Source organism: Paenarthrobacter sp. NCHU4564 (assembly GCF_052156435.1).
In the GTDB taxonomy this organism is placed as follows: domain Bacteria; phylum Actinomycetota; class Actinomycetes; order Actinomycetales; family Micrococcaceae; genus Arthrobacter.
The window spans coordinates 1-22,681 of the sequence record NZ_JBQLIS010000006.1 but is presented as its reverse complement, the minus strand read 5'-3'; the positions used below and the strand labels follow the sequence as shown (position 1 = coordinate 22,681).

Below are 22,681 nucleotides of genomic sequence, written 5' to 3'. Positions count from 1 at the left end.
GCGGGGTTGCTGGTGGCTGCCGGCGATGGTGGTCAGCACAGGAGGCGGGACACCTGGTCAGTGTCCCGCCTCCCCCTGGCGCAGCTACTTGGATATGGTTCCGAGGCGGAACTTGAAGGAGGCGTCCAGCGTGTTTTCCACGCCATTGACTCCGCTGCCTGCAATGGCAACCTGCGCCCCCTGCAGCAACGGCAGCGTAGAGATGTCCTTGGCCAAGGCGTTCTGTACGTCCTTGATCGCGGTTTCGCGGGCTGACTTGTCTGCTTCGGTGAGCTGCTTGCTGATGAGTTCGTTCACCGTGGCGTTGTTGTAGTGGTTCTTCAGGAAGCCGCCCTCCGGGAAGAACGGGGTGAGATAGTTGTCGGCATCGCTGAAGTCCGGGAACCACCCGAACTGGAACAGCGGGTACTCGTCGGCCCGGCTGGCCTTGCTGTAGGTGACCCACTCGGTGGACTGCAGGTTGACGGTGAACAGGCCGGACTTCTCGAGCTGCTCCTTGATCATGGCGTACTCGTCACCGGAGGATCCGCCGTAGTGGTCCGGGTTGTACTGCAGGTTCAGGGCCACGGGTCCGGTGACTCCCGCGTCCGACAGCACTTTCTTGGCTTTGTCCAGGCTGGGCTTGCCGCTGTCGCCGTAGGCGTCCTTGAAGGACTCGTTGGCTCCGAGGAAGCCATTGGGAACGTTGGACCACAGCGGCAGGTACGTGCCCTTGTAGACCTGGTCGGCGATCGCCTGCCGGTCCACGAGATGGGCCACTGCCTGGCGAACGGCCAGTGCTTTGGCAGGATCGGCCCCTTCGGCTTTGTTGCCAAAGGGCATGGTGTCGAAGTTGAAGGTGATATAGCGGATTTCGCCGCCGGGACCGGTCAGGACCTTGACCTTGGAGTCCTTCTTGAGGTCGTCCACGTCCGTGGCGCTGAGGCTGCGGAAGGCAACGTCGATGTTGCCCTGCTGGATGTCCAGCTTCAGGTTGGTGGGGCTGGCGTAGTACTTGATCGTCGCTTCGTCATTGGCCGGCTTGCCGAGGACCCCCTGGTAGTCGGGGAAGGCCTTGAAGCTGACGAGCTCGTTCTTCTTGTAGCTGTCGATGGTGTACTGGCCGTGGAAGGCATTGGCCTTGATGATGTCATCGTCAGCCAGGAGCTTGTCCGCCGGGAACACTTCGTCGTCCACGATCGGAGCAGCCGGGCTGCTGAGGATCTGGGCAAAAGTCTGGTCGTTCGCGAGCTTCAGTTTGAAGACCACCGTGTTGGCATCGGGGGCAGTGACGCTCTCGATGTTGGTCAGCAGGGTGGCGGGACCGGCTGGATCGTTAATGGCCACCTGGCGGTCGAAGGAGAACTTGACGTCCTTGGAGTCCAGGGTGTGGCCGTTGGCCCATTTGAGGTTGGGCTTGAGTTTGACGGTGTACTCGGTGGGCGCCGTGAAGGAGGACGATTCCGCCAGGTCGGGCACCGGTTCGGCACCGCCGGGCTTTGAGTTGAGGAGGAAGGAGTAGATCTGGTTCATCACCATGAATGAACCGTTGTCGTAGGACCCGGCAGGGTCCAGCGCAGTGACTTTGTCGGTGGTGCCGTAGGCGATGGGTCCTTCGGCTGCCGGAGCGGACGAGGATCCTCCGCCCGAGGGCCCTGTGCAGGCGGTCAAGGCGAGCGCGGAGATGCCCGCGAGCGCGATAACGCTGTTCAGGGCCTTCTTGTTCAGTGCCATCTGGGTGAACCTTCTGTTCGATGGTTTCGGTGCGCCCCTGCAATGTGATGGGCGGCACACTCTTGACCTCCCGATTCAACCAGACTTCCACCATCGTGAAGCATTCATTTTGTGATTCGAGACACAAACTTTACCTGTCAGTAGCTTCCTGCCCACCCCCCAAGGCCATTGCCCGGCAGCGGGTGCAGGAATATCTTGGTTGCGAAAGGACGGGCCCATGACCAAGTCAGCCCTCTGTGTAGGGATCAACAAATTCAAGTACCTCCCCTCATCGAGCTGGCTGCAGGGATGCGTCAATGACGCTGAAGACCTGGCCTCCGTCCTTGAGGCCACGTACGGTTTTCCGGAAGCCGGCATCACCGTGCTCCGGGATGCCAAGGCGACCAGGAAGAATGTGCTGGCCGCGTTGAACGAGCTTGTGGACAGCGCTGTCGAGGGCGGGTCCCGCCACTTGGTGTTTACTTTCTCAAGCCATGGCACGCAGGTCCCGGATACCAGCGGCGACGAAGCCGACCGCCTGGATGAGGCCTTTGCCTGCTATGACATCAACAACGCAGGAGACGCCTGGGATCCTGCGACCGTCATCACGGACGATGAACTGGCATCGCTTTTTACCCGCGTTCCGGAAGGCGTGCTCATGGAGGTGGTCCTGGACACCTGCCACAGCGGGACAGGACTGAAGTCATTGGATCTGCTCCCGGGCCGCCGCCCGCGTTTCCTCCCGGCTCCTACGCCCCGGGCTGTGGCAGCCAGCGAGTTCAGCGACACCCGCACCCTCCGTGACCTGGTCAAGGCATCGGTTTCATCCCGGCCTGTGCTCATGGCGGCCTGCCGGGCGGACCAGACTGCGGCCGATGCTCCCATCGATGGCCGCTACAACGGAGCCTTTACCTACCATTTGTTGAAGTCGTTGGCGAGCGACGGGTCGTCCCCCCGGGCAGAGATCCTGAAACTGGTCAGCAAGGGCTTGAAGGCCGGCGGTTTTGACCAGGTAGCGCAGTTGGAAGGCACGACGGCGGCACGCAAGGCCGCGTGGGGAAGCTGACGGCGGCGGTGGCCGCTACTGCTTGAAATTACTTGAAACTGCAGCCGTTGCCGGGCATTACTCCCCCGTGCCGTGGAACTTGTCCCGGACCCCCGATGACGCGGCTTCCTCGGCGTCATGATGTTGGTCCGACCCGAAAAGAAGTCCCTGGCGCTCCCTGTCCATGACCGGTTTGAGCGCCGCGTACACCAAGCGGCCCCCTGCGTCGAAGCGGAGCAGCCCGCCGCCCCGGACGTCCACGTACTCCCTGCGGGTTTTGAGGCCAAGGCGCACATAGGCTTCTTTCCGGCTCATGCGCACTGTTTGGATGAACGACGCACCGATTTCCGAAATAATGAACCCGTCCGGGGAGACCCGTTCGGAGGTCCGCACCCGGGTGGAACTCAAGGGAGTGCGCCGCTCCAGCCTGGCTGCGTCCAGCAGCCTGGGGTTTTCCCACACGAACCGCTGCACTTCCTGGGGATCTGAGCCGAGGGCAGACAAGCGGATCGGATATCGCAGCCCTTGGTAGTTGTCCACGCCGCTGATGTTATGCAGGGAAACCCGGCGGATGCCGATCGCCGAAAATTCATTCTGCAGAGCGTCCCTGTACCCGTATGCGTCCTCGGGCACCATGTCCAGGTCGGCTGCGATGATCCCCCGCAGCAGGTCGCGCCAGCCCACATCCACCGGTGGCATATAGGAGAGTCCCCGGATCACCATGCGCAGCACCCGCATGGCAACGATTGATCCTGACTCTGCTTTCTGCTGGAGGCTTGGGTGCCCACCCATGCGTGCATTCCGCTCCGACCAAAGGTGCCGGACGGCCCGGAGAACCGCCCCCACCACCACGGACCCCCGGGCGTGGGGTTCCACCAGGTCCTGCCAGTTTTCGGGCACCGGTCCAAGCAGCGGTTCCCGCAGGGGACCCCGGGCAAAGAGGTCGCGGGCAAAGTCGAACAGTGAACGCATCAGCTCGTCGTCGCCGACGCCGCGTTGTCCCCCGCCTGTACCGGCGGCCGCCTCAAGCTGCCGGTAGACCACCTCCCGTGAGGAGAAGACGGACAGGATGGCCACCAGGTCCGCCAGCGCCTCATGCATGGCCAGTTGTTCCATGGTTGCCAGGTGGTCCGCCCATGCCGGGCGGAAACCGTCAAGGATTGCGTGGGTCACTTCGTGGGCAACGATATCCCGGTAAAGAGCGGTTGGGACCTTGTAGCCCATCCTGTCGACTGAACCGAAGCGGATGATGTTGGTGCCGCGTTCGTATCCGGTGTCCGTCGCCGTGACACGGTCCCGGGCCTTGAGCACAACCCTGCCTTCGGGCACCCACGGCATCCGGCGTCCCAGAGTTGTTTCAAAAATGTCCAGTGTGTTCATCGCTACGGCGTACACGTGCTGGGCAAGGAAGCGGGTGTCATCCAGGAGTTCCCGCAGTTCCTCCGGTGGCGGCAGGGACACCAATTGCCAGGGGTCTCCCTGCCGCGTCAAGGTCACCGGCGAGACGTTGGTACCGCGCCATTTGCGGATGTGGATGGCGTAGCGATGGCCCGTCGGACCCCTGCGCAGCCGCTCCACAGGAATGCGTACCTGTGCGGTCAACGGCGGCTGGCCACCGCTGCCGATCGGCCCTTCCGCCAGGACCGTGACGGAGACCATCTGACCGGCTTTGATGTCTCCCGGGCCCTTCTTAGGAAATGCCACAGCCATCGCCATCCCGATCGCGGACCACCCCAGCCGCAGCGGTTGCGCTGCTTAGGGCAAGTATGGGGTGGGGTCAGGCTGGAGGCAATGACTACTGGAGGACAACCCTCTGCAGGGAACGGGCCGCGTCAATGGTCGCCTGGCCCAGCACACGGCTTCCTTGGTACAGGACAACAGTCTGGCCGGGAGCCACGCCACGCAGGGGGTCCTCCAGCGTCACCACAAGCCCGGGCCGATCCTGGCCGTCGTCGCCCGTGACCGCCTCCACGCGGGCGCGGGCAGGCACGGGGTCGCCGTGGGCGCGGACCTGGGCGTGGCAATCAAATTCTTCACCGGTAGTTACCTCAGCAATGGGCAGCCCTGCCCAGGAAACCTTGATGCCCCGGATTTCGTCGATGGCCAGGAGGGATTCAGGGCCCACCACCACCTTGTTGTCCTTGGGGCGGATCTCCAGCACGAAGCGCGGCTTTCCATCAGCGGCGGGCGTGCCGAGCTTCAAGCCCCGGCGCTGGCCCACGGTGAAAGCATTGGCGCCGGAGTGTTCACCCACCTTGGTGCCGGTCTCGTCCACGATGTCCCCCGTAGTCATGTCGATCTTCTCGGCCAACCAGCCGCGAGTGTCGCCGTCGGGGATAAAGCAGATATCGTGGCTGTCCGGCTTGTTGGCCACGGACAAGCCGCGCCTCTCGGCCTCGGCGCGGACCTCAGCCTTGGATGGGGTATCGGCCAGCGGGAACATGGAGTGCTTGAGTTGCTCGTGCGTCAGGACACCCAGGACATAGCTCTGGTCCTTGGCCCAGTCCGCCGCACGGTGCAGTTCGCGGTTTCCGTCGGCATCTTCGATGACCTTGGCGTAATGGCCGGTGCACACCGCGTCGAAACCCAGGGCAATGGCCTTCTCCAGCAGGGCGGCGAACTTGATGCGCTCATTGCAGCGCATGCAGGGGTTGGGGGTACGGCCCGCGGCATACTCATCAATGAAGTCCTGGACGACGTCTTCCTTGAACCGCTCGGAGAAGTCCCACACGTAGTACGGGATGCCCAGGACATCGCATGCGCGCCATGCATCACGGGAGTCCTCGATGGTGCAGCAGCCCCGGCTGCCGGTCCGCAGTGTTCCGGGCATGCGCGACAACGCCAGGTGGACACCCACGACGTCGTGTCCGGCCTCGACGGCGCGGGCGGCGGCTACGGCGGAATCGACTCCGCCGCTCATTGCTGCAAGAACTCGCATGCTGGCTTCCATGGTTGCTGGATGGTGGGAGAACGGGCCGGCAGGGAGCAGCCGGAACGCCCATCCATTCTAGCGCGCTGTGCTCTACGGGCCCTAAAACCGTTGACCCCCCAGCTCCGCCGTTCTAAAATCAAAAGTACTGCTTTTAGAATCCCCGGCTAGGAATCGAGCGGATCATGGACACCGGACAGATGCTCATCGCAGGTGGCGGCCTTGCAGGGGCTACAGCCGCCAAGACCCTTCGGGCCGAGGGCTTCGCGGGCCCGATCACCCTCCTGGCAGCCGAGGAGCGGATACCCTACCTCCGTCCACCGCTGTCCAAGGACTTCCTCCTCGGGAAAGCGGAGGAGGATGCGGTCCCCGTTGTTCCCGCGGAGTGGTACGGCGCGAACGACGTCGAACTCCTCACCGGCACCCCGGCCGCCGGGGTCCGGCCAAGGGACCATGAGGTGGAACTCACGGATGGCCGGACCATCCAATACTCGAAGCTGTTGCTGGCAACAGGGGCGAAACCGCGCAGCATCCCCCTTCCGGGCAGCGAGCTGGACGGCGTCATGACCTTCCGGACCTTCGACGACAGCCTCAGGCTTCGCGACCAGTTGAGGGACGGCGGCAGCCGTGTGGTCATGGTTGGCTCCGGGTGGATCGGCATGGAATTGGCCGCTGCAGCACGAACTTATGGCAACCAGGTGACTCTGATCGGACTCGAAGACGTACCGCTCGGCGCAGCGGTGGGCCCGGAACTGGGGAATTTCTTCAAGCGGGTCCATGAAGGGCAGGGCACGCGTTTCCTTCTTCCGGCGAGCGCGAAAGCCATCCAAGGCAACGGTGGGCATGCGTCCGCTGTCGTCACTGACACCGGCGAAGTACTGCCGGCAGACATCGTGGTCATTGCCGTGGGAGTCGTTCCTGGTACGGCCCTGGCTGCCACGGCGGGACTCCGCCTGGAGAACGGCATCCTGGTGGACCCGGGATTGCGCACCAGTGCTCCGGATATCTTCGCGGCCGGGGATGTCGCCAACGCCCTGCATCCCTTCACGGGCCGGCACCACCGCAGCGAGCATTGGTCCAACGCGCTCAATGGAGGCAAAGTGGCGGCGAAGTCAATGCTCGGCCAGGATGCCGTCCTGGATATGGTGCCGTACTTCTATACGGACCAGTTCAGCGTGGGCATGGAATACTCCGGCTACCCATCACTCGCCACCGGAACCGCACCTGTGCTCCGCGGCTCCCTTGATGACGAGGGTTTCCTCGCCTTCTGGCTCCGCGGGGGAAGGAATGGATCCAGCCGGCTGGTAGCCGGCCTCAGCGTCAATGTGCCCCGCGTTCACAAAACCATCAAGTCACTGATTGCAGGGAAGGTCGAACTCGACCCGGCCCAACTGACCGACCCCGGGGTTCCCCTGCAGGAACTGCTGCCTTCGGCCTAGCAGCCGGTATGGGGTCAGGCTGGTCCGGCTGCGGCCCGCCTGGCCACGGTGCCCGCTGTCTGAATGGTTGATTCGTGGCCCGCCATGCCCGCTTGGCGTGCCCGCTGGCAGGCATCCGGAAGTGCTTTGAGCAGGGCATCAACATCTGCGTCAACGGAGCTGTGGCCCAGGCTGAAGCGCTGGGCTCCCCGGGCAGTCTCTTCGTCCAGTCCCATGGCCAGCAGGACGTGCGACGGCCGCGGCACCCCCGCCGTGCAAGCCGAGCCCGTGGACGATTCCACACCCGCAAGATCGAGCAGGAAGAGCAGGGAGTCGCCTTCACAGCCGGGGAAGGTGAAGTGGGCATTACCAGGGAGCCTCCCGCTGCCCTCTGCCCCGCGCAGCACAGCGTCCGGCACGGCCTCCCTGACTCCCGCGATGAGCCTGTCCCGGAGGGCAGCCAGCCTTTTTCCCTCCCTGTCAAGATCCATTGACGCCCGCTCTGCGGCGGCAGCAAAGGCGGCGATGGCCGGCGTGTCCAGGGTTCCGGACCGGACATCGCGTTCCTGGCCACCACCGTGCTGGACTGGCGTGAGCTTGACCGCCCGGCCCAGGAACAGCGCCCCGACACCCACGGGACCGCCGAGTTTGTGCCCGGAAACGGACATCGCGGCCAGTCCCGACGCACGGAAATCGACGGGGACGGAACCAAAGGCCTGAACTGCATCCGAATGCACCGGGATTCCATGACGTGAGGCCAGTTCCACGATCCCGGGGATGGGTTGCAGGGTGCCGACTTCATTGTTGGCCCACATCACGGTGATCAGGGCGATCGAGTCCGCATCCCGCTCAATCTCGGCACGGACGGCGTCAAGCTCCACAGCACCCGTTGAATCGACCGGCAACCAGACGACCTCGGCATGTTCGTGCCGCTCAAGCCACTCCACCGTATCCATGACCGCGTGGTGCTCGACGGCGGAGCACAGGATCCGGGTACGTGCCGGGTCCTCGGCGCGACGGGACCAATAGAGGCCTTTGACCGCCAGATTGTCCGCTTCCGTCCCTCCGGAGGTGAAGATGACCTCGGAGGGATGGGCGCCGGCGGCAGCAGCCAGCGCCTCGCGTGCGTCTTCCACCGTCCGGCGGGCACGGCGGCCTGCACTGTGCAGGGAGGACGGGTTTCCTGTGCGGGCCAGCTCCCGGGTCATGGTGGCAAGGGCCTCGGCCGACATGGGGGTGGTGGCGGCGTGGTCAAGGTATACAGGCACCTTGCCATTCTATCGAGCAGGGAACTGCAGGTTACCCCTGGGGTCCCACCTCCGCCGCAGGGCCAGGAACGTTGCCGGGAGCGGTCCCGGAAGCAACGATCCTGGCGCAGCAATAACCCGGCCGGTTGTCCGCCTGGACGCTGTCCGCGGGGAGACCGGCCGCCGTTGCCGCGCCGGCAAGCAGGGCTCCGTTCATGGTGCACACCAGGTCCCGGTGCTCCAGGGCGAGCCGATGGAAGGGACAACTGGTCAGGCTCGTGCCGCCGTCCGCATCAGCCCGCGGTTCGTAGCCAAGCTGCCCAAGGGAGTCATGGAGGTCCGCAGACCCCAAACGCACACCCGTGCGTTTCGCTGCTTCCCGGAGGGCATCCTGAACCCTGACATCCGCGGACAGGGATTGCTCAACCGCAGCCGCGAGGAGATCAGCCGCGAGATCATAGCGCCGCTGGGGAACGGACGCGGACACCTCGTCCACCGCGACCCGGTACATCTTGGCCGGTCGGCCGGATCCTGGGCCCGTCCGGTCGGAAGATTTCCGGAACTCGACCGCCAGCAGACCGTCACGGACCATCCTGTCCAAGTGGAAAGACACGGTACTGCGTGGCATGCCCAATGCCTGCGCAGCTTCGTCCCGGCCCACGGCATGGGCGGAGCTGCGGACGTAGCCGTAAAGGGAGCGCCTGCCGGCGTCGTCAAGCGATGCAACAGCTGAAATGCGCCGAAGCCAAGGAAGGCCTGTCATGGGTTAAGGGTATCTCTAAAAACAAGATGAATTGCTAAAGAATCCGGCGAACATCACTGGCCGGGAGGAATCACCGCAACATGCCCGGCGAGCTCGGCCTTGGAGGTGGCAAGCGCGTCCGCGTCAGGACAGGCAAGCGAAACGTACACCGAGGAGGCAGGCTTGCTGAACAGCCGCGCCCACACCAGCATGGCCTGCCCACCGGATGTGCCCGGAGACTCCAGGGCAAGGAACTCCACCTGGCGCTGCGGCCCGTCAGTAGCCTGCCCCCACGGCAGCTTGACCGGCTTCAGGTTTTCCGCAGCGGTTCCGGCGTCCAGGGAGGCGAACAGTGCCTTGGTGGAGGCAGCGTCATCGCCTGGTACCACCAAGGGTCCCTGGTTCACGGCGACCCTTGCCACCGCCATACAGCCGTCCGTCTTTTTGTATTTGTTCTCCCCTTGCAGGCCGGAGTGCACCACGGACCACCCAGGCACCTCCTCCAGGCGGTTGCCCACCGTCACCGGGTCCCCCGCGGCCAGGGTGCCGCCGGCGTCGAGCGGAAGATCCTTGGCCGCAACAGCCGCGGCATCATGGCCGGGGGTGATGGTGGGCGTTGCCAGGGCCGGCTCCGAAACGGCGGGCGTCGGCGCAGCCGGGTCCGGAACGCTGACACTGCACGCGGCCAGCAACACGCCCACGGTTCCTGCGGCACCCAAGGCCGCCACCCGCCGTCGAACTCTGCGCATTGCCTGGCCCCCTGAAGTGTGCGGTCCAACGTGTCCGTTGCCCCACAGAGTCTAGCTTCCCTCCCGGGCACGCACGTCCGCAGGACGGTTGGGGCAGCCGGCCGGGAACCCTGGACCCTCCCGGCGTCGTTCATTGAGTGGGCTGGATAAACTGGCCCCAACGCCCCATACCGGGGCGGGGTCGCCATCCAAGGGAAGGGCCAGTGCTTGGCCGAGGGCAGCAAGTCGCATTACCAGGTTCTCCGTGTGCCGGTGACGGCGTCTGAGAAGGAAATCAAGGTTGCCTACCGCAAGGCTGCCCGCAAGGCCCACCCGGATCACGGCGGCGAGGCCGAAATGTTCCGACGCGTCACCCTGGCCTACGAAACCCTGATCGACCCCCGGCGGCGGGCTGAGTACGACCGCCGTTACGCCAGCGGCCGCGCCGGGCAACCCAGGCCCGGCGACTACACCGGAACACAGCAACCGGCCTACGCTGCGTCAACCGCAGCGAAGCGGACCCAGCCGCAGCGCAACACGGCTGGCGACCCTGCCGTCTACGTACCGTCTTTCGACGACCCTAACGAGGTGCCGCTGCTTTCGCGTTCCGAGGCTGCCCGGCAGGTCCACGGGCTGCCCCGCAAGCGCGGCATATTCGGGGCCGAGGCGCGCATCCAACGCGAGCTTCGAACCGTGAACCTCATCAGCCGACAAGTCCTGCCTGGGATTCCTGCAGCCCGGCTCATCAACGGGCTCCGCTCACCGTCGGACAACAACCACATCGACCACGCCGTGCTGTCCGGCTACAGGCTGGCACTGGTCGGGTCCATGCTGTTGCCCAAAGGAGCCTACGCCTGGGACGGGCAGACCCTGCGCCACGGGGGCCGTTCCGTTGCTCCCCCGCAGCTGGGCCACATCGTGCGCCACATGCAGGACATCTTCCCCGAACTCAACGTCACGGGCTGGGTAGTGCTCCACGGCCCGGACGGCAACCTGCACGAGCCCGTGATCGACCAATACGGCCGGGGAAAGTCGAGCCAATCTGCTGTGGAAGTGGTCAACGGGGCTGGTTTGGTCCGCGGCCTGAAACACTTCCTGTCATCCGGGCCGGCACCAAATACCGTGGTGGTCCCGGTCCTGGCGCGCCTGCTGCGGGGCATGCACTGAACTGCCGGTCCGGGAAGCACACTAATGCTGGCTAGGATGTAACGGTGTTCCGCATCCTCTTTCACACCCCGGAAATTCCCGGCAACACGGGCAATGCCATCCGCCTGGCTGCCATCACCGGCGCCGAGCTGCACCTGGTGGAGCCGTTGGGCTTCGACTTCTCCGACGCCAAGCTCCGACGCGCCGGGCTGGACTACCACGATCTCGCTGTTGTGACGGTCCATAAAGACATCGACGCCGCGTGGTCGGCTTTGCAGCCGGAGCGCGTCTTCGCCTTCACCTCCGACGGCGACACGTCCTACACCGATGTCAGCTACAGGGAAGGCGACGTCCTGATGTTTGGGCCGGAATCGGTTGGACTTCCCCAGTGGCTGAAGGACGACCCCCACGTCACGGCCCGCGTCCGGCTCCCGATGCGGCCCACCCTGCGCTCCCTGAACCTTGCCAATGCGGCCTCGATCGCAGTCTTCGAGGCATGGCGGCAAAACGGGTTCGCCGGGGCAAAGCTGTAGCCATCCGCGCGGGCTCCGGCACCGAATGACATATGCAGGGAACGTCCCTGCCCTGGATATTCGAGTGAGGAGCAGCCGTGAGTGCGATGGAGACAAGGACGGCCCTGGCCAGCCGGCGTGCCGCCTCTCCCGCAACACAGCCGGGGCGCGCTGCCGCTTTCAAACACGACGACCTATGCTGGAAAGTGATGGACATCCCGAACAACCCAGGCCCCCCGGTCTTCGAAGCTTCCGGCACGGCAACTGATCTGAATGCCCGGCTGGCCGGCCTGCTGGACCTCATTGCCAGCGGCGACCAGCAGGCATTTGCCGAGTTCTACCAGTTGACCTCCCGCCGGGTATTTGGCATGGCCAGACGCGTGCTGATCGACCCCGAACTCAGCGAAGACGCCACCCAGGAAGTCTTCATCCAGGTCTGGCAAGGCGCGGCCAGGTTCGACCGGTCAGCCGGAAGCCCGCTTGCATGGCTGATGACCATAGCCCACCGCAGGGCGATCGACCGCGTCCGCGCAGTGCAATCCGCCACGGACCGTGAAGCGAAGTATGGCGCTGCCAGCCAGGATCCGGACCGCGACGTCGTGGCCGAAGAAGCCGATACCAACCTTGAAGCCGAGGCCGTGAGCCGTTGCCTGGGCACCCTCACCGAAACACAGCGGGAATCTGTGCGCCTTGCCTACTATGGCGGACTGACCTACCGCGAAGTCGCAGAGCACCTCGGCGCGGCGGTGCCCACCATCAAGTCCCGCATCCGGGATGGCCTTCTGCGTTTGAAGACCTGCCTGGGGGTGGTCTGACGTGAGCGAAAATACCGGTGGAGGATTTGTCCGCAGAATGTTCGCCAATGATATTGCAACCGACCTGTCCGAGGGCCGCGTCCTCGAACTGGCTGAAATATACGCTTTGGATGCCCTCAGCGATGCTGAACGGGCCATGGTGGATGACTACCTCAAGGATGCCCCGGAGGCACCGGAGTTCCACGAGCGTGTCCGGCAGGCCCGCGAGGCGCTGACCGTCAGCTTCACGGCCGAGGAAGAGCCGCCGCCGGGGCTTTTCGACAGCATCCTTGACCGGATTGCGGGGTCCCCCACGTCCGGCGCAGCCGCAGGTCCGGTCCACAACACTGCCGGTTCAACGGCGGTCGACGCCAGCCCGGCCGGCGGCGCTGCAGGCATCGACGAACTCTCCGCGGCCAGGGCCAGGCGCAGCGGGCGCAGCCGCCTCACCGGAGCCCGTGCGTGGCTGGTGGGTGTGGCAGCGGCAGCCGTGGTTGCCTTGGGAGGTGTTGGGGTTGGCGCCTATGTTGCTGCGCAAAACGATCCAGTGAACCAGATCCTGCAAGCCCAGGACGTCCAGAAGCAGACCGCTCCGGTCCCCGGTGGAGGAACGGCCACCATCTCGGCCTCGTCGGCCAAGGATTCCTTCGTGGTGCTCATGGACGACGTCGCCCCCGCCCCGGAGGGCAAGGTCTACCAGTTGTGGACGCTGCCCAAGGACGGCTCAGCGCCGGTACCGCAGGGCACCATGGATGCCCGGACGCTGTCCAAGCCTGCGGTCGTGAAGGGACTCTCGTCGGCATCCTCCGTGGCGATCACCGTGGAACCGACCGGCGGTTCGAGCTCACCCACCCTTCCGCTGGTGCTTGTGGTCCCGTTGGCTGCCTGACGCCACGCCCGCGCCGATCACGCAGGTGCTTATGACGACGGCGGCCGCCCCACCAGATGTGGGAACGGCCGCCGTCGGTCATTGTTTCGCAAGCACTAGGGTGCGACCACTCCGGTGTCCGCAGCTGCCGGCACCAGGCCGAGCCGCTCGATGACCTCATCGGCTTCCTCTGCCGGTGACGCCGAGACGCAGAGGGAAATGTGGTTCTCGTCTTCGGTGGGCTCTTCCAGGGCCTCAAACTGGGATTCCAGCAGCGATGGAGGCATGAAGTGGCCGTGCCGTGATGCCAGCCGGTCCGAGATCCTGTCCTGGCTGCCTTGGAGGAAGACGAACACTACGTGGTCTCCACGCAGTACATCACGGTACTTCTTCTTCAAGGCCGAGCACGTGATGATGGCCGGGGTTCCGGCTGCTGTGTGGTTCCTGATCCACACTGCGATCGTGTCCAGCCACGGCCAGCGGTCGGCGTCGTCCAACGCTTGGCCCGCCTGCATCTTGGCAACATTGGCGGCGGGGTGGAGGTCGTCTCCCTCGGCCAGGTCCCACCCGAGTTTTCCGGCCAGGACACCGGCAACGGTGGACTTTCCCGAGCCGGAGACTCCCATGATCACCAACACCGGCTGCTGTGCAGTCTTCGTCATCAAAGCCTGCCTTCCTCAATAAATATGATTTAACTGAGGTCCAGCTTAGGGGAAGGGAGAACCATCGGCAATATCAGAAGCCGGCGATTGTGCTGGATCCATTCACCGACACAACGTGGAAAGCCTCCGCACTGATCCCGGCGGGAAGCCCCGCCCGTTCGGCATTGGCGAGCATCATGCCCCGCACCACCCGCTCCATCGCCCCGATGTCCGGGTGCTGGCTGGCGTGGACGCGGATCGCCTCCACCTTGGCCTCAACGTGGTCCGATACATCCACGAAGTGGTTCTCGCGGTTTTCCGGCCCGGCAATGAACCACAGCCAGGGAAGTTTGTAGGCCTCCAGGCCGGCCTCGGCAAGCTCCGGGTAGGCGAAAGGGTTCTCCACCGCCGGATATACGGCGCGGGTCACCGCCTCTCCAGCGGCCAGGTGGTCAGGATGGCTCTTCTGGATGCGGTCCCAGTTCCGTTCGGGATGCATGGTCAGCACAATGTCAGGACGGATCTCGCGGATGAGCTGGACCACCTGCTTGATGACATGGTGCGTCGGCTCCAGGTAGCCATCGCGTTCGTGCAGGTAGCGGATATCCTCCACGCCCACGATCGAGGCCGCGCGCTGCTGCTCCTCCGCCCGCAGCTCGATGATCCGCTGGCGGTCCACCGGATCGAAGCCGCCCGCGTCACCATCGGTCATGATGCAGTACGTCACCTCGACACCGGCTGCAGTCCAGGCCGCAATGGTTCCGGCGGCGCCGAAGTCGATGTCGTCCGGATGGGCGGTAAAACAAAGCACCCGTTCAACACGCTCCGTGGAGGCATTGAACGGGCTCTTTGCTGACGAAACGCCAGAACTCAAAGGATCAGCCTTTCCGCTTCTTGATCTCTTCGGTTGCCTGCGGGATGACCTTGAAAAGGTCACCAATGATGCCGAAGTCGGCGATCTCGAAGACCGGCGACTCGGCATCCTTGTTAATGGCAACGATTACCTTGGATGTCTGCATGCCGGCCTTCTGCTGGATCGCGCCGGAGATGCCCGCCGAGATGTACAGCTGGGGCGAAACGGTCACGCCGGTCTGGCCCACCTGCGCGTCATGGCCGATCCAGCCTGCGTCCGTGGCCGCACGCGAAGCACCCACGGCAGCCCCCAGGACATCGGCAAGATCTTCCAGGGGCCCAAAGTCGCCGTCGACGCCGCGGCCACCGGCCACGACGATCCGGGCTTCGCTGAGGTCCGGGCGGCCACTGGCAGGCTTGGCCGCACGTGAGGCGATGCGGGCAGCTGTTGATGCCGCGTCTGCGGGAATCTCCACTTTGGCTGTCTCCGGCGAGCTGGCCGATGCCGCGGGTTCAGGCTCCACGAGGTTGGCCTTCACCGTCAGGACCGCCACCGCAGTGGTGGCCTTGCAGGTGGTGTTGTAGGAACCTGCCAGCACCGACTTGTGCGCAGATCCGTCCGCTTCCACGCCAACGACGTCGGTGATCACGCCGGCATTCAGCTTGATTCCCAGCCGGCCTGCGATCTCTTTGCCTTCAGGAGAGTTCTCCAGCAGGACCCTGGTAGCGCCAGAGGCTGCCACTGCGGCCGCAAGGTAGGCGGCCTTGGGGGCCACCAGGTAGTCGCCGAGGTCGTCCGCGGAGGGCTGGTAGACCGTGGTGACCCCGTACGTGCCGAGCGTGGCGACGGTGTCGTCACCCAGGTCACCGTTGACGGCAACGGCGGTCTCCCCCAGCTGCCGGGCAATGGTCAGGAGCTCCAGGCTGCTCTTCTTGAGCGCGGCTCCGGGGTTGTCGATGAAAACGAGTGCGTTAGCCATGGTGTGCAGTCCTCTTAGAGCAGCTTCTGTGCGGCCAGGAAGTCGGCCAGCTTGATGCCGGCATCGCCTTCGTCGGTGATGATGGTGCCGGCGGTCCGCGGCGGGCGGGCCTCGGCAGTTTCCACGACGGTCCATGAACCGGCAAGGCCCACCTGCGAAGGATCGATTCCAAGATCGGCCAGGGTCAGCGACGCAATCTTCTTCTTCTTGGCGGCCAGGATGCCCTTGAAGTTGGGGTAGCGCGGCTCATTGATCTGGTCCGTGACCGAGACCAGCGCGGGCAACTGCGCCTCCACGGTCTCCGAATGGGTGCCGGCATCACGGCGGGCAACCACTGTACGCCCGTTGACGTCCAGGGTGGATGCGAAGGTCACCTGCGGAAGGGACAAACGCTCGGCAAGCTGCGCCGGGATCAATGACGTCTCGCCGTCCGTGGACGCCATGCCGGTCAGGACCAGGTCCACCGGCCGGCCATCGGAGGAGATGTGCCTGATCGCCGCCGCAAGTGCCAGTGAGGTGGCTGCGGCATCGGAACCGGCCAAAGCGTCATCGCTGAGGTGGACCCCCGAATACGCGCCGATCTGGAGGGACTTCTTGACCGCATTGACCGCGCCCGACGGCCCCATGCTCAGCGCGATGACCTCGTTGCCGGCCTTGGCGCCGCCGCGTTCCTCAGCCAGCTGCAATGCTGCCTCGAGGGCGTACTCGTCCAGTTCCGACAAGATGCTCTCGTCGCGGTCCGTGGTGTTGCCCGGTCCGGTGATGTGCCTGTCAAACTGCGCGTCCGGGACGTGCTTGACCAGAACGACAATCTTCAATGTCTCTTCCACTGTCTTCGAAGCAGCCTTCCATGCTTGTGGACGGCCAACCGCAGCAGCGTGGCCGTGAAGTGCCCAGCGTACGGGCCTACCCTAGCTAAGCATATTGCGCCCGGAAATCCGCAGCGGCGTTAACCCCTGTTTCGTCCCTGGCACCCCGCTGATAAACCGCCAAAGCCCGACGGCGGCACGCGCCAAGGTGCGCATGCCGCCCCGGGTGCGTGCCGCCGTCGTGCGTTATCGGCTTTACTGGGCCGCGTCCAAGGTGACCTCGATCTCCTGCGACTGGCCGCTGCGCTGGATAGTGACCTTGACCTTGGCTCCTGCCGGCTGTTCACGGACAGCGGCGGTGAGTTGGTTGGGGTCGCTGATGGAGTAATCGCCGAACTTGGTGACGACATCCCCCACCTTGATGCCGGCCTTCGCTGCCGCCGAGTCAGCGGTTACTGCCGCGACTTCCGCGCCGACCGAGAAACCGGAATCGCTGCCGGTGGACGACTTGGACCGTACGGACACACCAAACTGCCCGTGGCTGGCCTTGCCGTTGTCGATGATTTCCTGCGCCACCCGCTTGGCGTGGTTGATGGGAACGCTGAAGCCAACGCCGATGTTGCCGGACGACGATTCGGACGTGCCGCTTCCTGCCGAAGCGATCGCTACGTTGACGCCGATGATTTCGCCCTTGCTGTTGACCAGCGCACCACCGGAATTGCCGGGGTTGATGGCGGCATCAGTCTGGATGACATTGATGGAGATCGACCCCTCGTTGGCCGACCGCTGGCTTTGCCCGCCGTTCGGAGGCGCGAACTGGAAGCCCTCGTCGTCGCCCTGGCTGTCGTCCGGACCGTCTTCGGGCACAGCCGAAGACGCCACGCTGATGGTGCGGTTCAAGGTGGAGACGATGCCATCGGTCACCGTGCCGGTCAGCCCCAGGGGCGAACCGATCGCGACGGCGGTGTCCCCCACGTTGATCTTGGACGAGTCGCCCAACGTGGCCGGAACAAGGCCTGAAGCGTCGCTGACCTTGATCACTGCAAGGTCGGACAACGGGTCGGTGCCCACGACCGTGGCTTTCAGGACCTTCCCATCATGGGTCCGCACCTCGATGGCGGCGTTGGCAGTCGCACCATCAAGGGTCACCACGTGGGTGTTGGTCAGGATGTGGCCTTGGTCGTCGATGATGATGCCCGAGCCCGTTCCGCCTTCGCCGCCGCTGGTTGCCTTGATCGTGACCACGCTGGGAGAGGCCTTGGCCGCAGCCGCGGTGATGACGTTGACATCGTCCTTGTTGTTGACGATCACTGTGCTCGACTGGCCGCCCGTCGAGGACGCGGGCGCGGGCTCGACCCACAGTGCGTTGCTGCCGGCCACGACGCCGCCGCCAACCAGGCCCGCCGCCAGGATGCTCGCCACCAGCGTCCCCACACCGAAGGCAGGCTTCTTCCTGGTCGCCGCGGGGGCCTGGCCCCCCTGGGTGTGCTGGGGGCCCTGTGCGTAAGGGTGGCCGGCGTTGCCCGGTGATCCCGCGAAGTAGGGGCCTTGGTGCGCGCCATAGGGCGCAGTCGGGTTGGCCTGGCTGCCTCCTTGCCCCTGGTGGGGCTGGGCCGGGCCGGCGCCATGGAACGGCTGCCGCTGCGGGTAGCTGGGACGGAACTGGTCCTGTGAAGGCTGCGGATGCTGGGAGGGGCCGGGTTCAGCACCGGGCGAATGGAAGGCTGGAAGGGGAGCGGTGGCGTTGGCATCGCGTCCCGGCACGTCGCGGACAGGCTCTGCGCCCCCCGGGGCGTATGGCTGGTTGCCCTGATCATGGCTGGGCTGGTCCTGTCCTTGCGCCGCCTGCTCCGCAGCCTCGGCGTTCGGGGCCACCCCGGGAGCCTGGCGCGGCTGGGACGGCTCGCGGTTCTCTGGTCCGGCGCCCTGGGCTGGGTTCTCCGTCATGGTCTTCCTTTCGTCCTTGTCTCCCCTAACTATGAACCCTATTACTGGAACAAATTCGGACGTTTGCTGAGAGCTTCCTGAACGAGGAACGCGAAGAGTTGCAACTGCCCCCTGAAGGGCTTCAACGCGCGGCCTGAACGCTGTTCTCCACCATTTCGCTGGTGGCATATTCACTGCCTTGGACGGGGTGTGGGGTGCACCATAGAATCAAAAGGAATTGCCACAGCGACCTGCGGCTTTACACCATGCGTGGGGGCGCTGAGCATTCTGTGACGATTGGTTCGCCCTGTTCCAGTCGCAGACGTGCTGAAGGGTTGCACATGCGGTCAATAGTGAAACGTGTACTCGCCGTGATTGGCGTGGCTGGAATGTTGGCCCTACCGGCCGGCGCAGCGTGGGCCGAAGATCCGGTCACGCTTGATCCCGCCACCAAAATCGTGGATTCCGCCGGCGTCCTGGGCGGTGATAAAGCCAAGGTGCAGGAAGCCATCCAGAAGCTCGGGTCGGAACACGCCATGACACTGCACGCCGTTTTCGTGAAGCGCTTCGAGAAGCCGGCCGATCGGGTCGAATGGGTTGCAGACGTAGCAGAGAAAGCCAACCTCGGACCCAACGCCCTGGTCCTTGCCGTAGCAACGGACACCCGCCAATACCAGCTGGGCAAGCCCAGCAACAGCAAAATCACCAACGCGCAGCGTGACAACATCACCAGCAAGGCCATTGATCCACAGCTGCGCGCCGGAAATTATGCCCAGGCTGTCATCGATGCCGCTGCCGCCATTGGTGACGCAGCCGGAGGCGGCAGCGGCAACGTACCCAACGGCAACGCAGGCGTGGGAGTGCTGGTGGGAGCCGGCGTCGTTGCTGCCGGCGGCGTAGGCACCTACCTGTACTTGCGCAATCGCCGGAAGAAGTCCGGCCAGGCCTCCTCGCCCGGCTTTGGCCCGCAAGGTGAGCAGCTCGATCCTTTGGCCGGGCTCACCATTGCTGAGCTTCGCCAGAAAAGCGGTTCCCTGCTGATCGAAGCAGATGACGCCATCAAGTCCAGCGAGCAGGAACTCGGGTTCGCCCAGGCACAGTATGGCGATGCCGCCATCGGGAACTTCACCAAGGCCCTCCAGGAAGCCAAGGGCCACATGACCGAGTCGTTCAAGCTGCAACAGCAACTGGACGACCACATCCCGGACACTGAAGAGCAGCAGCGGAGTTGGCTGGGAGAGATTATCCGCCGCTCGGAGGCAGCACTCGCCTCCCTTCGCGACCAAAAGGCCGATTTCGACTCGCTTCGCGAACTGGAGAAAAATGCCCCGCAGGCGCTGGCAACGGTCAGCGCGGGCGCCCGTGAAGCCGATGCCCGGATCTCCAGCGCCGAGCAGTCCCTGGACGGCCTTCGTGCCAAGTACGCCGACTCTGCCCTGGCGCAGGTCTCCGATAACATCCTGCAGGCCAAGGAACGGCTGGCATTCGTCCAGAACGCCGTCGCAACCGCCCAGGAGAAGCTCACAGCCGGCGACAACAGCATGGCCGCCGTAGCAGTACGGGCAGCGGAAGAGAGCCTGCACCAGACGAACGTCCTTATCGACGCCATCTCCAAAACCGCCGGAAGCCTGGACGAGGCCCGGACCTCGCTGGAAAGCGCCGTGGCGGAAACCAGCCAGGACCTTGCCCAGGCACGCGCCATGATCCAGTCCGGACAGCATCCTGAGCTGGCGGGCCCGGTGGCGGGAGTCGAGTCTGCTCTGGCGCAGGTCAAGAACGAAATCCAGGGCGGCAAGATCGACCCCATCGCCACCTTGAACCGCGTGGAGACTGCCCACCAGGCGCTGGATCAGTCGCTGTCCGGCATCCGGGACCAGCAGGAGCAGGCCCGCCGTGCACAGGCCTCCCTGCAGCAGACCATCATGGCTGCCCAGGCTCAGATCAGCGCAACCTCGGACTACATCACGGCCCGCCGCGGAGGCGTGGGAACCGAGGCCCGCACCAGGCTGGCCGAGGCCCAGCGCAACCTGGACTATGCCCTGTCCATTTCACGCAATGATCCCGTGACTGCGTTGACCTATGCACAGCAGGCCCACTCGCTCGCGGCCCAGGCAGCGCAGCTTGCCCAGTCCGATGTTGACCAGTTCGGCTATGCCAACCAGGGCTACGGCCGTGGCGGCATGTTCGGTGGCGGCGGAGGTGGCGGCCTCGGCGGGGCCATCCTGGGCGGCATCCTCATCAACTCCATCCTCAACGGAGGCGGGGGCGGTTGGGGCGGCGGCCACAATGACGGCGGCGACGGAGGCTTCTTCGGCGGTGGCGACTCGGGCGGCGGCTTTGACGCCGGCGGCTGGGGCGGCGACGGCGGTGGCGGCGGCGACTTCTAGCCCGGACAGACTAGGTGGGGCATACGCCCACGTAGAAGCGGTACAACAACTGATCACTGATTTCAGTGGTTCCCACTGAGCAGGACGAAAGGCAACACCATGGTTAAGCAGTCCATTTTCGGTCGGATCGCACAGCTCGCCAAGGCAAACATCAACGCTTTGCTGGATCAGGCTGAGGACCCGCAGAAGATGCTGGACCAGATGGTCCGCGACTACACGAACAACATTGCCGAAGCCGAGTCCGCTGTGGCCCAGACCATCGGCAACCTTCGCATGCTGCAGGCGGACTACAACGAGGACATCAAGAACGCACAGGACTGGGGCAACAAGGCCCTGGCGGCTTCCCGCAAGGCAGACGAGTACCGTGCGTCCGGTGACAGCGTCGATGCTGAGAAGTTCGACAACCTGGCCAAGGTGGCAATTCAACGCCAGATGGCCGCCGAGTCCGAAGCCAGGGCTGCCGAACCGAGCATTGCATCGCAGACCGAAGTCGTGGACAAGCTCAAGAGTGGCTTGGACCAGATGAAGAACAAGCTCAACCAGCTCACTGCAAAGCGCAACGAGCTTGTTGCCCGTTCCAAGACGGCTGCTGCCCAGTCCCAGGTGCACGACGCCCTCAAGAGCATCGACATCATGGACCCCACCAGCGAGGTCGGCCGTTTCGAAGAGAAGATCCGCCGCGAGGAAGCCAAGGTCCTGGGCCAACAGGAACTCGCAGCCTCCAGCCTGGACGCGCAGTTCAACCAGCTTGAGGACCTCGGTGAGCAGACGGAGATCGAGGCTCGCCTGGCGGCCTTGAAGTCCGGTGGCAGCAAGCCGGCGATCGGTGCGGGCGCCCCCTCCCCCACCAATGCAACCATCGACGAAGCCGACTTCGACAAGCTCTAGGCACCACCGGGGCCACGGCCTCGACAACTGTGCAGCCGTAACGGCCGGATTCCACCGGGATCCGGCCGTTAGTGCATCCGGGAGGCCTTACGGCGCGGCGGAGCCCGGCGCTTCCTCCCCCGGGCTGGCATCCGTGGCTACTTCTGCCCGGATTTCAAAACCTTTGGGGTGGAAGTAGGTCACAGTGCATTCCAGGACTTCGCCATGGGGCCCCAATGTGGTGCGCTCCAGGCGCGGTACTACCGGGAACTCCCTGACGTTCAGGGCGTCTGCCAGGTGATCCGGAGGTGCGTGCATGGTCACAGTGATCTCTGCCCGGTGCAAGGGTTTCAGGGTCCGGTCCTGGATGACCTGGTAGATGGAGTTCTTCTCGGCGTCGGCGAGGCTGATGTGGCGGCCTATGTGGGACGGGATAAAGATTTCGGCAATGGCGTAGGGCCAGCCGGCGCTGGAGTAGGAACGGCGGATGACCAGGACGAGGTTGTCGTCGGAAACCAGCTTGGCTGGCACCGATCTGTCTTTCTCCATCCATTTGTATTCGATGAGGCCCTTGACCGTTTTCATGCCGGCGGCGGTAAAGGTCTCCATGAACGGTGCAAGTCGGTTGAGCATGCGGACGGGGCTCTGCGCCCTGACGAAGGTCCCCTTGCCTTGCCGGCGCACCAGCAGGCCTTTGACCACCAGGGTCTCGATCGCTTTTCGGACCGTGGTGCGGCTGATGCCGTAGTCCGCCATCAACGACTCTTCCGTGGGGATCCGCGAACCAGGTTCCAGGCTGCCCACCAGTTCGGTCAGGACGTCCGCAACCTGCTGGTAAACGGCAACGGGGCTGTCCCTCTCCAGGACCGGCCGGTGTGGGCCCTTCGCGTTGTCTTCGTCGACCATGTCACCTTTCCGCCGTGGTTGCCCAGTGCCGGACTGATGCTACACCAGCCAGGCGAACCCCCGGGTATGAAAAAAGTCCGGACCGGTTTTCACCGGTCCGGACTTCTTTCATCTTCCAGTTGCGGGGACAGGATTTGAACCTGTGACCTCTGGGTTATGAGCCCAGCGAGCTACCGAACTGCTCCACCCCGC

Annotated in this window: 20 protein-coding genes and 1 tRNA gene; 8 read left to right on the top strand and 13 right to left on the bottom strand. The window is 64.6% G+C overall.

The window, feature by feature from the left end; translation table 11 throughout:
* Positions 1-84: 84 nt before the first annotated feature.
* Positions 85-1,713, bottom strand: a complete 1,629-nt coding sequence (locus tag ACSVIE_RS08085; RefSeq protein WP_426003353.1) for an ABC transporter substrate-binding protein — start codon at positions 1,711-1,713, stop codon at positions 85-87.
* A gap of 217 nt (positions 1,714-1,930) precedes the next feature.
* Between ACSVIE_RS08085 and ACSVIE_RS08080 the strand changes: the two genes are divergently transcribed.
* Complete coding sequence (locus ACSVIE_RS08080) at positions 1,931-2,758, top strand: caspase family protein (protein ID WP_426003354.1); 828 nt, start codon at positions 1,931-1,933, stop codon at positions 2,756-2,758.
* Positions 2,759-2,815: 57 nt separating this feature from the next.
* Here ACSVIE_RS08080 and ACSVIE_RS08075 read toward each other — a convergent pair whose 3' ends face one another.
* Both ACSVIE_RS08075 and mnmA read right to left on the bottom strand, forming a co-directional pair.
* Positions 2,816-4,441, bottom strand: a complete 1,626-nt coding sequence (locus ACSVIE_RS08075) for a hypothetical protein (RefSeq protein WP_442423525.1) — start codon at positions 4,439-4,441, stop codon at positions 2,816-2,818.
* A gap of 91 nt (positions 4,442-4,532) precedes the next feature.
* Positions 4,533-5,657: a tRNA 2-thiouridine(34) synthase MnmA gene (gene mnmA / locus ACSVIE_RS08070; RefSeq protein WP_442423612.1), complete on the bottom strand. Its 1,125-nt coding sequence runs from the start codon at positions 5,655-5,657 to the stop codon at positions 4,533-4,535.
* Positions 5,658-5,851: 194 nt separating this feature from the next.
* On the opposite strand from mnmA, the gene ACSVIE_RS08065 reads away from it, so the two are divergent.
* Positions 5,852-7,105, top strand: coding sequence for an NAD(P)/FAD-dependent oxidoreductase (locus ACSVIE_RS08065; RefSeq protein ID WP_442423524.1), 1,254 nt, complete (start codon positions 5,852-5,854; stop codon positions 7,103-7,105).
* Between the two features lie 14 nt (positions 7,106-7,119).
* On the opposite strand, the gene ACSVIE_RS08060 is transcribed toward ACSVIE_RS08065, so the two are convergent.
* Genes ACSVIE_RS08060 through ACSVIE_RS08050 form a run of 3 tightly spaced genes read right to left on the bottom strand, consistent with a single transcriptional unit; the run spans position 7,120 to position 9,822 of the window.
* Positions 7,120-8,352 carry a cysteine desulfurase family protein gene (locus ACSVIE_RS08060; protein ID WP_442423523.1) on the bottom strand — a complete coding sequence of 411 codons (1,233 nt, stop codon included), beginning with the start codon at positions 8,350-8,352 and terminating at the stop codon, positions 7,120-7,122.
* Between the two features lie 31 nt (positions 8,353-8,383).
* The gene (locus ACSVIE_RS08055; RefSeq protein ID WP_442423522.1) at positions 8,384-9,094 is read right to left on the bottom strand and encodes a helix-turn-helix transcriptional regulator; all 711 of its coding nucleotides are present in this window, start codon (positions 9,092-9,094) and stop codon (positions 8,384-8,386) included.
* 53 nt (positions 9,095-9,147) lie between these two features.
* Positions 9,148-9,822, bottom strand: coding sequence for a hypothetical protein (locus tag ACSVIE_RS08050; protein WP_442423521.1), 675 nt, complete (start codon positions 9,820-9,822; stop codon positions 9,148-9,150).
* A gap of 207 nt (positions 9,823-10,029) precedes the next feature.
* On the opposite strand from ACSVIE_RS08050, the gene ACSVIE_RS08045 reads away from it, so the two are divergent.
* The 4 genes from ACSVIE_RS08045 to ACSVIE_RS08030 all read left to right on the top strand — a co-directional run bounded on the left by ACSVIE_RS08045 (position 10,030) and on the right by ACSVIE_RS08030 (position 13,142).
* On the top strand, positions 10,030-10,968 hold the full coding sequence (locus ACSVIE_RS08045; protein ID WP_426003360.1) for a J domain-containing protein: 939 nt from the start codon (positions 10,030-10,032) through the stop codon (positions 10,966-10,968).
* A 44-nt stretch (positions 10,969-11,012) separates the two neighbouring features.
* Positions 11,013-11,480, top strand: a complete 468-nt coding sequence (locus ACSVIE_RS08040) for a tRNA (cytidine(34)-2'-O)-methyltransferase (RefSeq protein WP_442423520.1) — start codon at positions 11,013-11,015, stop codon at positions 11,478-11,480.
* Between the two features lie 188 nt (positions 11,481-11,668).
* A complete protein-coding gene (sigK, locus tag ACSVIE_RS08035) occupies positions 11,669-12,274 on the top strand; it encodes an ECF RNA polymerase sigma factor SigK (RefSeq protein WP_426007578.1) in 606 nt (201 codons plus the stop codon).
* Between the two features lie 37 nt (positions 12,275-12,311).
* Positions 12,312-13,142: an anti-sigma factor domain-containing protein gene (locus ACSVIE_RS08030; RefSeq protein WP_426003363.1), complete on the top strand. Its 831-nt coding sequence runs from the start codon at positions 12,312-12,314 to the stop codon at positions 13,140-13,142.
* A 95-nt stretch (positions 13,143-13,237) separates the two neighbouring features.
* On the opposite strand, the gene ACSVIE_RS08025 is transcribed toward ACSVIE_RS08030, so the two are convergent.
* The 5 genes from ACSVIE_RS08025 to ACSVIE_RS08005 all read right to left on the bottom strand — a co-directional run bounded on the left by ACSVIE_RS08025 (position 13,238) and on the right by ACSVIE_RS08005 (position 18,350).
* Positions 13,238-13,783, bottom strand: coding sequence for a gluconokinase (locus ACSVIE_RS08025; RefSeq protein ID WP_426003364.1), 546 nt, complete (start codon positions 13,781-13,783; stop codon positions 13,238-13,240).
* Between the two features lie 73 nt (positions 13,784-13,856).
* The gene (locus tag ACSVIE_RS08020) at positions 13,857-14,636 is read right to left on the bottom strand and encodes a PIG-L deacetylase family protein (RefSeq protein WP_426003365.1); all 780 of its coding nucleotides are present in this window, start codon (positions 14,634-14,636) and stop codon (positions 13,857-13,859) included.
* 4 nt (positions 14,637-14,640) lie between these two features.
* Positions 14,641-15,594: an electron transfer flavoprotein subunit alpha/FixB family protein gene (locus tag ACSVIE_RS08015; RefSeq protein WP_426003366.1), complete on the bottom strand. Its 954-nt coding sequence runs from the start codon at positions 15,592-15,594 to the stop codon at positions 14,641-14,643.
* Between the two features lie 14 nt (positions 15,595-15,608).
* A complete protein-coding gene (locus ACSVIE_RS08010) occupies positions 15,609-16,412 on the bottom strand; it encodes an electron transfer flavoprotein subunit beta/FixA family protein (protein WP_426003368.1) in 804 nt (267 codons plus the stop codon).
* 246 nt (positions 16,413-16,658) lie between these two features.
* A complete protein-coding gene (locus ACSVIE_RS08005) occupies positions 16,659-18,350 on the bottom strand; it encodes a trypsin-like peptidase domain-containing protein (RefSeq protein ID WP_442423519.1) in 1,692 nt (563 codons plus the stop codon).
* Positions 18,351-18,670: 320 nt separating this feature from the next.
* Between ACSVIE_RS08005 and ACSVIE_RS08000 the strand changes: the two genes are divergently transcribed.
* Together ACSVIE_RS08000 and ACSVIE_RS07995 are read left to right on the top strand one after the other, a co-directional pair.
* Positions 18,671-20,716, top strand: coding sequence for a TPM domain-containing protein (locus ACSVIE_RS08000; protein ID WP_442423518.1), 2,046 nt, complete (start codon positions 18,671-18,673; stop codon positions 20,714-20,716).
* Between the two features lie 99 nt (positions 20,717-20,815).
* Entirely contained in the window at positions 20,816-21,604 is a 789-nt protein-coding gene (locus ACSVIE_RS07995; protein WP_442423517.1) for a PspA/IM30 family protein, read from the top strand.
* 87 nt (positions 21,605-21,691) lie between these two features.
* Here the strand turns inward: ACSVIE_RS07995 and ACSVIE_RS07990 are convergent, their stop codons facing one another.
* Together ACSVIE_RS07990 and ACSVIE_RS07985 are read right to left on the bottom strand one after the other, a co-directional pair.
* Positions 21,692-22,489, bottom strand: a complete 798-nt coding sequence (locus ACSVIE_RS07990) for a GntR family transcriptional regulator (RefSeq protein WP_426003374.1) — start codon at positions 22,487-22,489, stop codon at positions 21,692-21,694.
* Positions 22,490-22,608: 119 nt separating this feature from the next.
* Positions 22,609-22,681 (bottom strand) — tRNA-Met (locus ACSVIE_RS07985).

Excerpts from the sequence above, each read along its gene's own strand:
- ACSVIE_RS08050 (WP_442423521.1), bottom strand. The coding sequence starts at position 9,822 with ATGCGCAGAGTTCGACGGCGGGTGGCGGCCTTGGGTGCCGCAGGAACC.
- sigK (WP_426007578.1), top strand. The coding sequence starts at position 11,669 with ATGGACATCCCGAACAACCCAGGCCCCCCGGTCTTCGAAGCTTCCGGC.
- ACSVIE_RS07995 (WP_442423517.1), top strand. The coding sequence starts at position 20,816 with ATGGTTAAGCAGTCCATTTTCGGTCGGATCGCACAGCTCGCCAAGGCA.
- mnmA (WP_442423612.1), bottom strand. The coding sequence starts at position 5,657 with ATGAGCGGCGGAGTCGATTCCGCCGTAGCCGCCGCCCGCGCCGTCGAG.
- ACSVIE_RS08085 (WP_426003353.1), bottom strand. The coding sequence starts at position 1,713 with ATGGCACTGAACAAGAAGGCCCTGAACAGCGTTATCGCGCTCGCGGGC.
- ACSVIE_RS08025 (WP_426003364.1), bottom strand. The coding sequence starts at position 13,783 with ATGACGAAGACTGCACAGCAGCCGGTGTTGGTGATCATGGGAGTCTCC.
- ACSVIE_RS08030 (WP_426003363.1), top strand. The coding sequence starts at position 12,312 with ATGTTCGCCAATGATATTGCAACCGACCTGTCCGAGGGCCGCGTCCTC.
- ACSVIE_RS08080 (WP_426003354.1), top strand. The coding sequence starts at position 1,931 with ATGACCAAGTCAGCCCTCTGTGTAGGGATCAACAAATTCAAGTACCTC.
- ACSVIE_RS08000 (WP_442423518.1), top strand. The coding sequence starts at position 18,671 with ATGCGGTCAATAGTGAAACGTGTACTCGCCGTGATTGGCGTGGCTGGA.
- ACSVIE_RS08055 (WP_442423522.1), bottom strand. The coding sequence starts at position 9,094 with ATGACAGGCCTTCCTTGGCTTCGGCGCATTTCAGCTGTTGCATCGCTT.
- ACSVIE_RS08065 (WP_442423524.1), top strand. The coding sequence starts at position 5,852 with ATGGACACCGGACAGATGCTCATCGCAGGTGGCGGCCTTGCAGGGGCT.
- ACSVIE_RS07990 (WP_426003374.1), bottom strand. The coding sequence starts at position 22,489 with ATGGTCGACGAAGACAACGCGAAGGGCCCACACCGGCCGGTCCTGGAG.
- ACSVIE_RS08005 (WP_442423519.1), bottom strand. The coding sequence starts at position 18,350 with ATGACGGAGAACCCAGCCCAGGGCGCCGGACCAGAGAACCGCGAGCCG.
- ACSVIE_RS08015 (WP_426003366.1), bottom strand. The coding sequence starts at position 15,594 with ATGGCTAACGCACTCGTTTTCATCGACAACCCCGGAGCCGCGCTCAAG.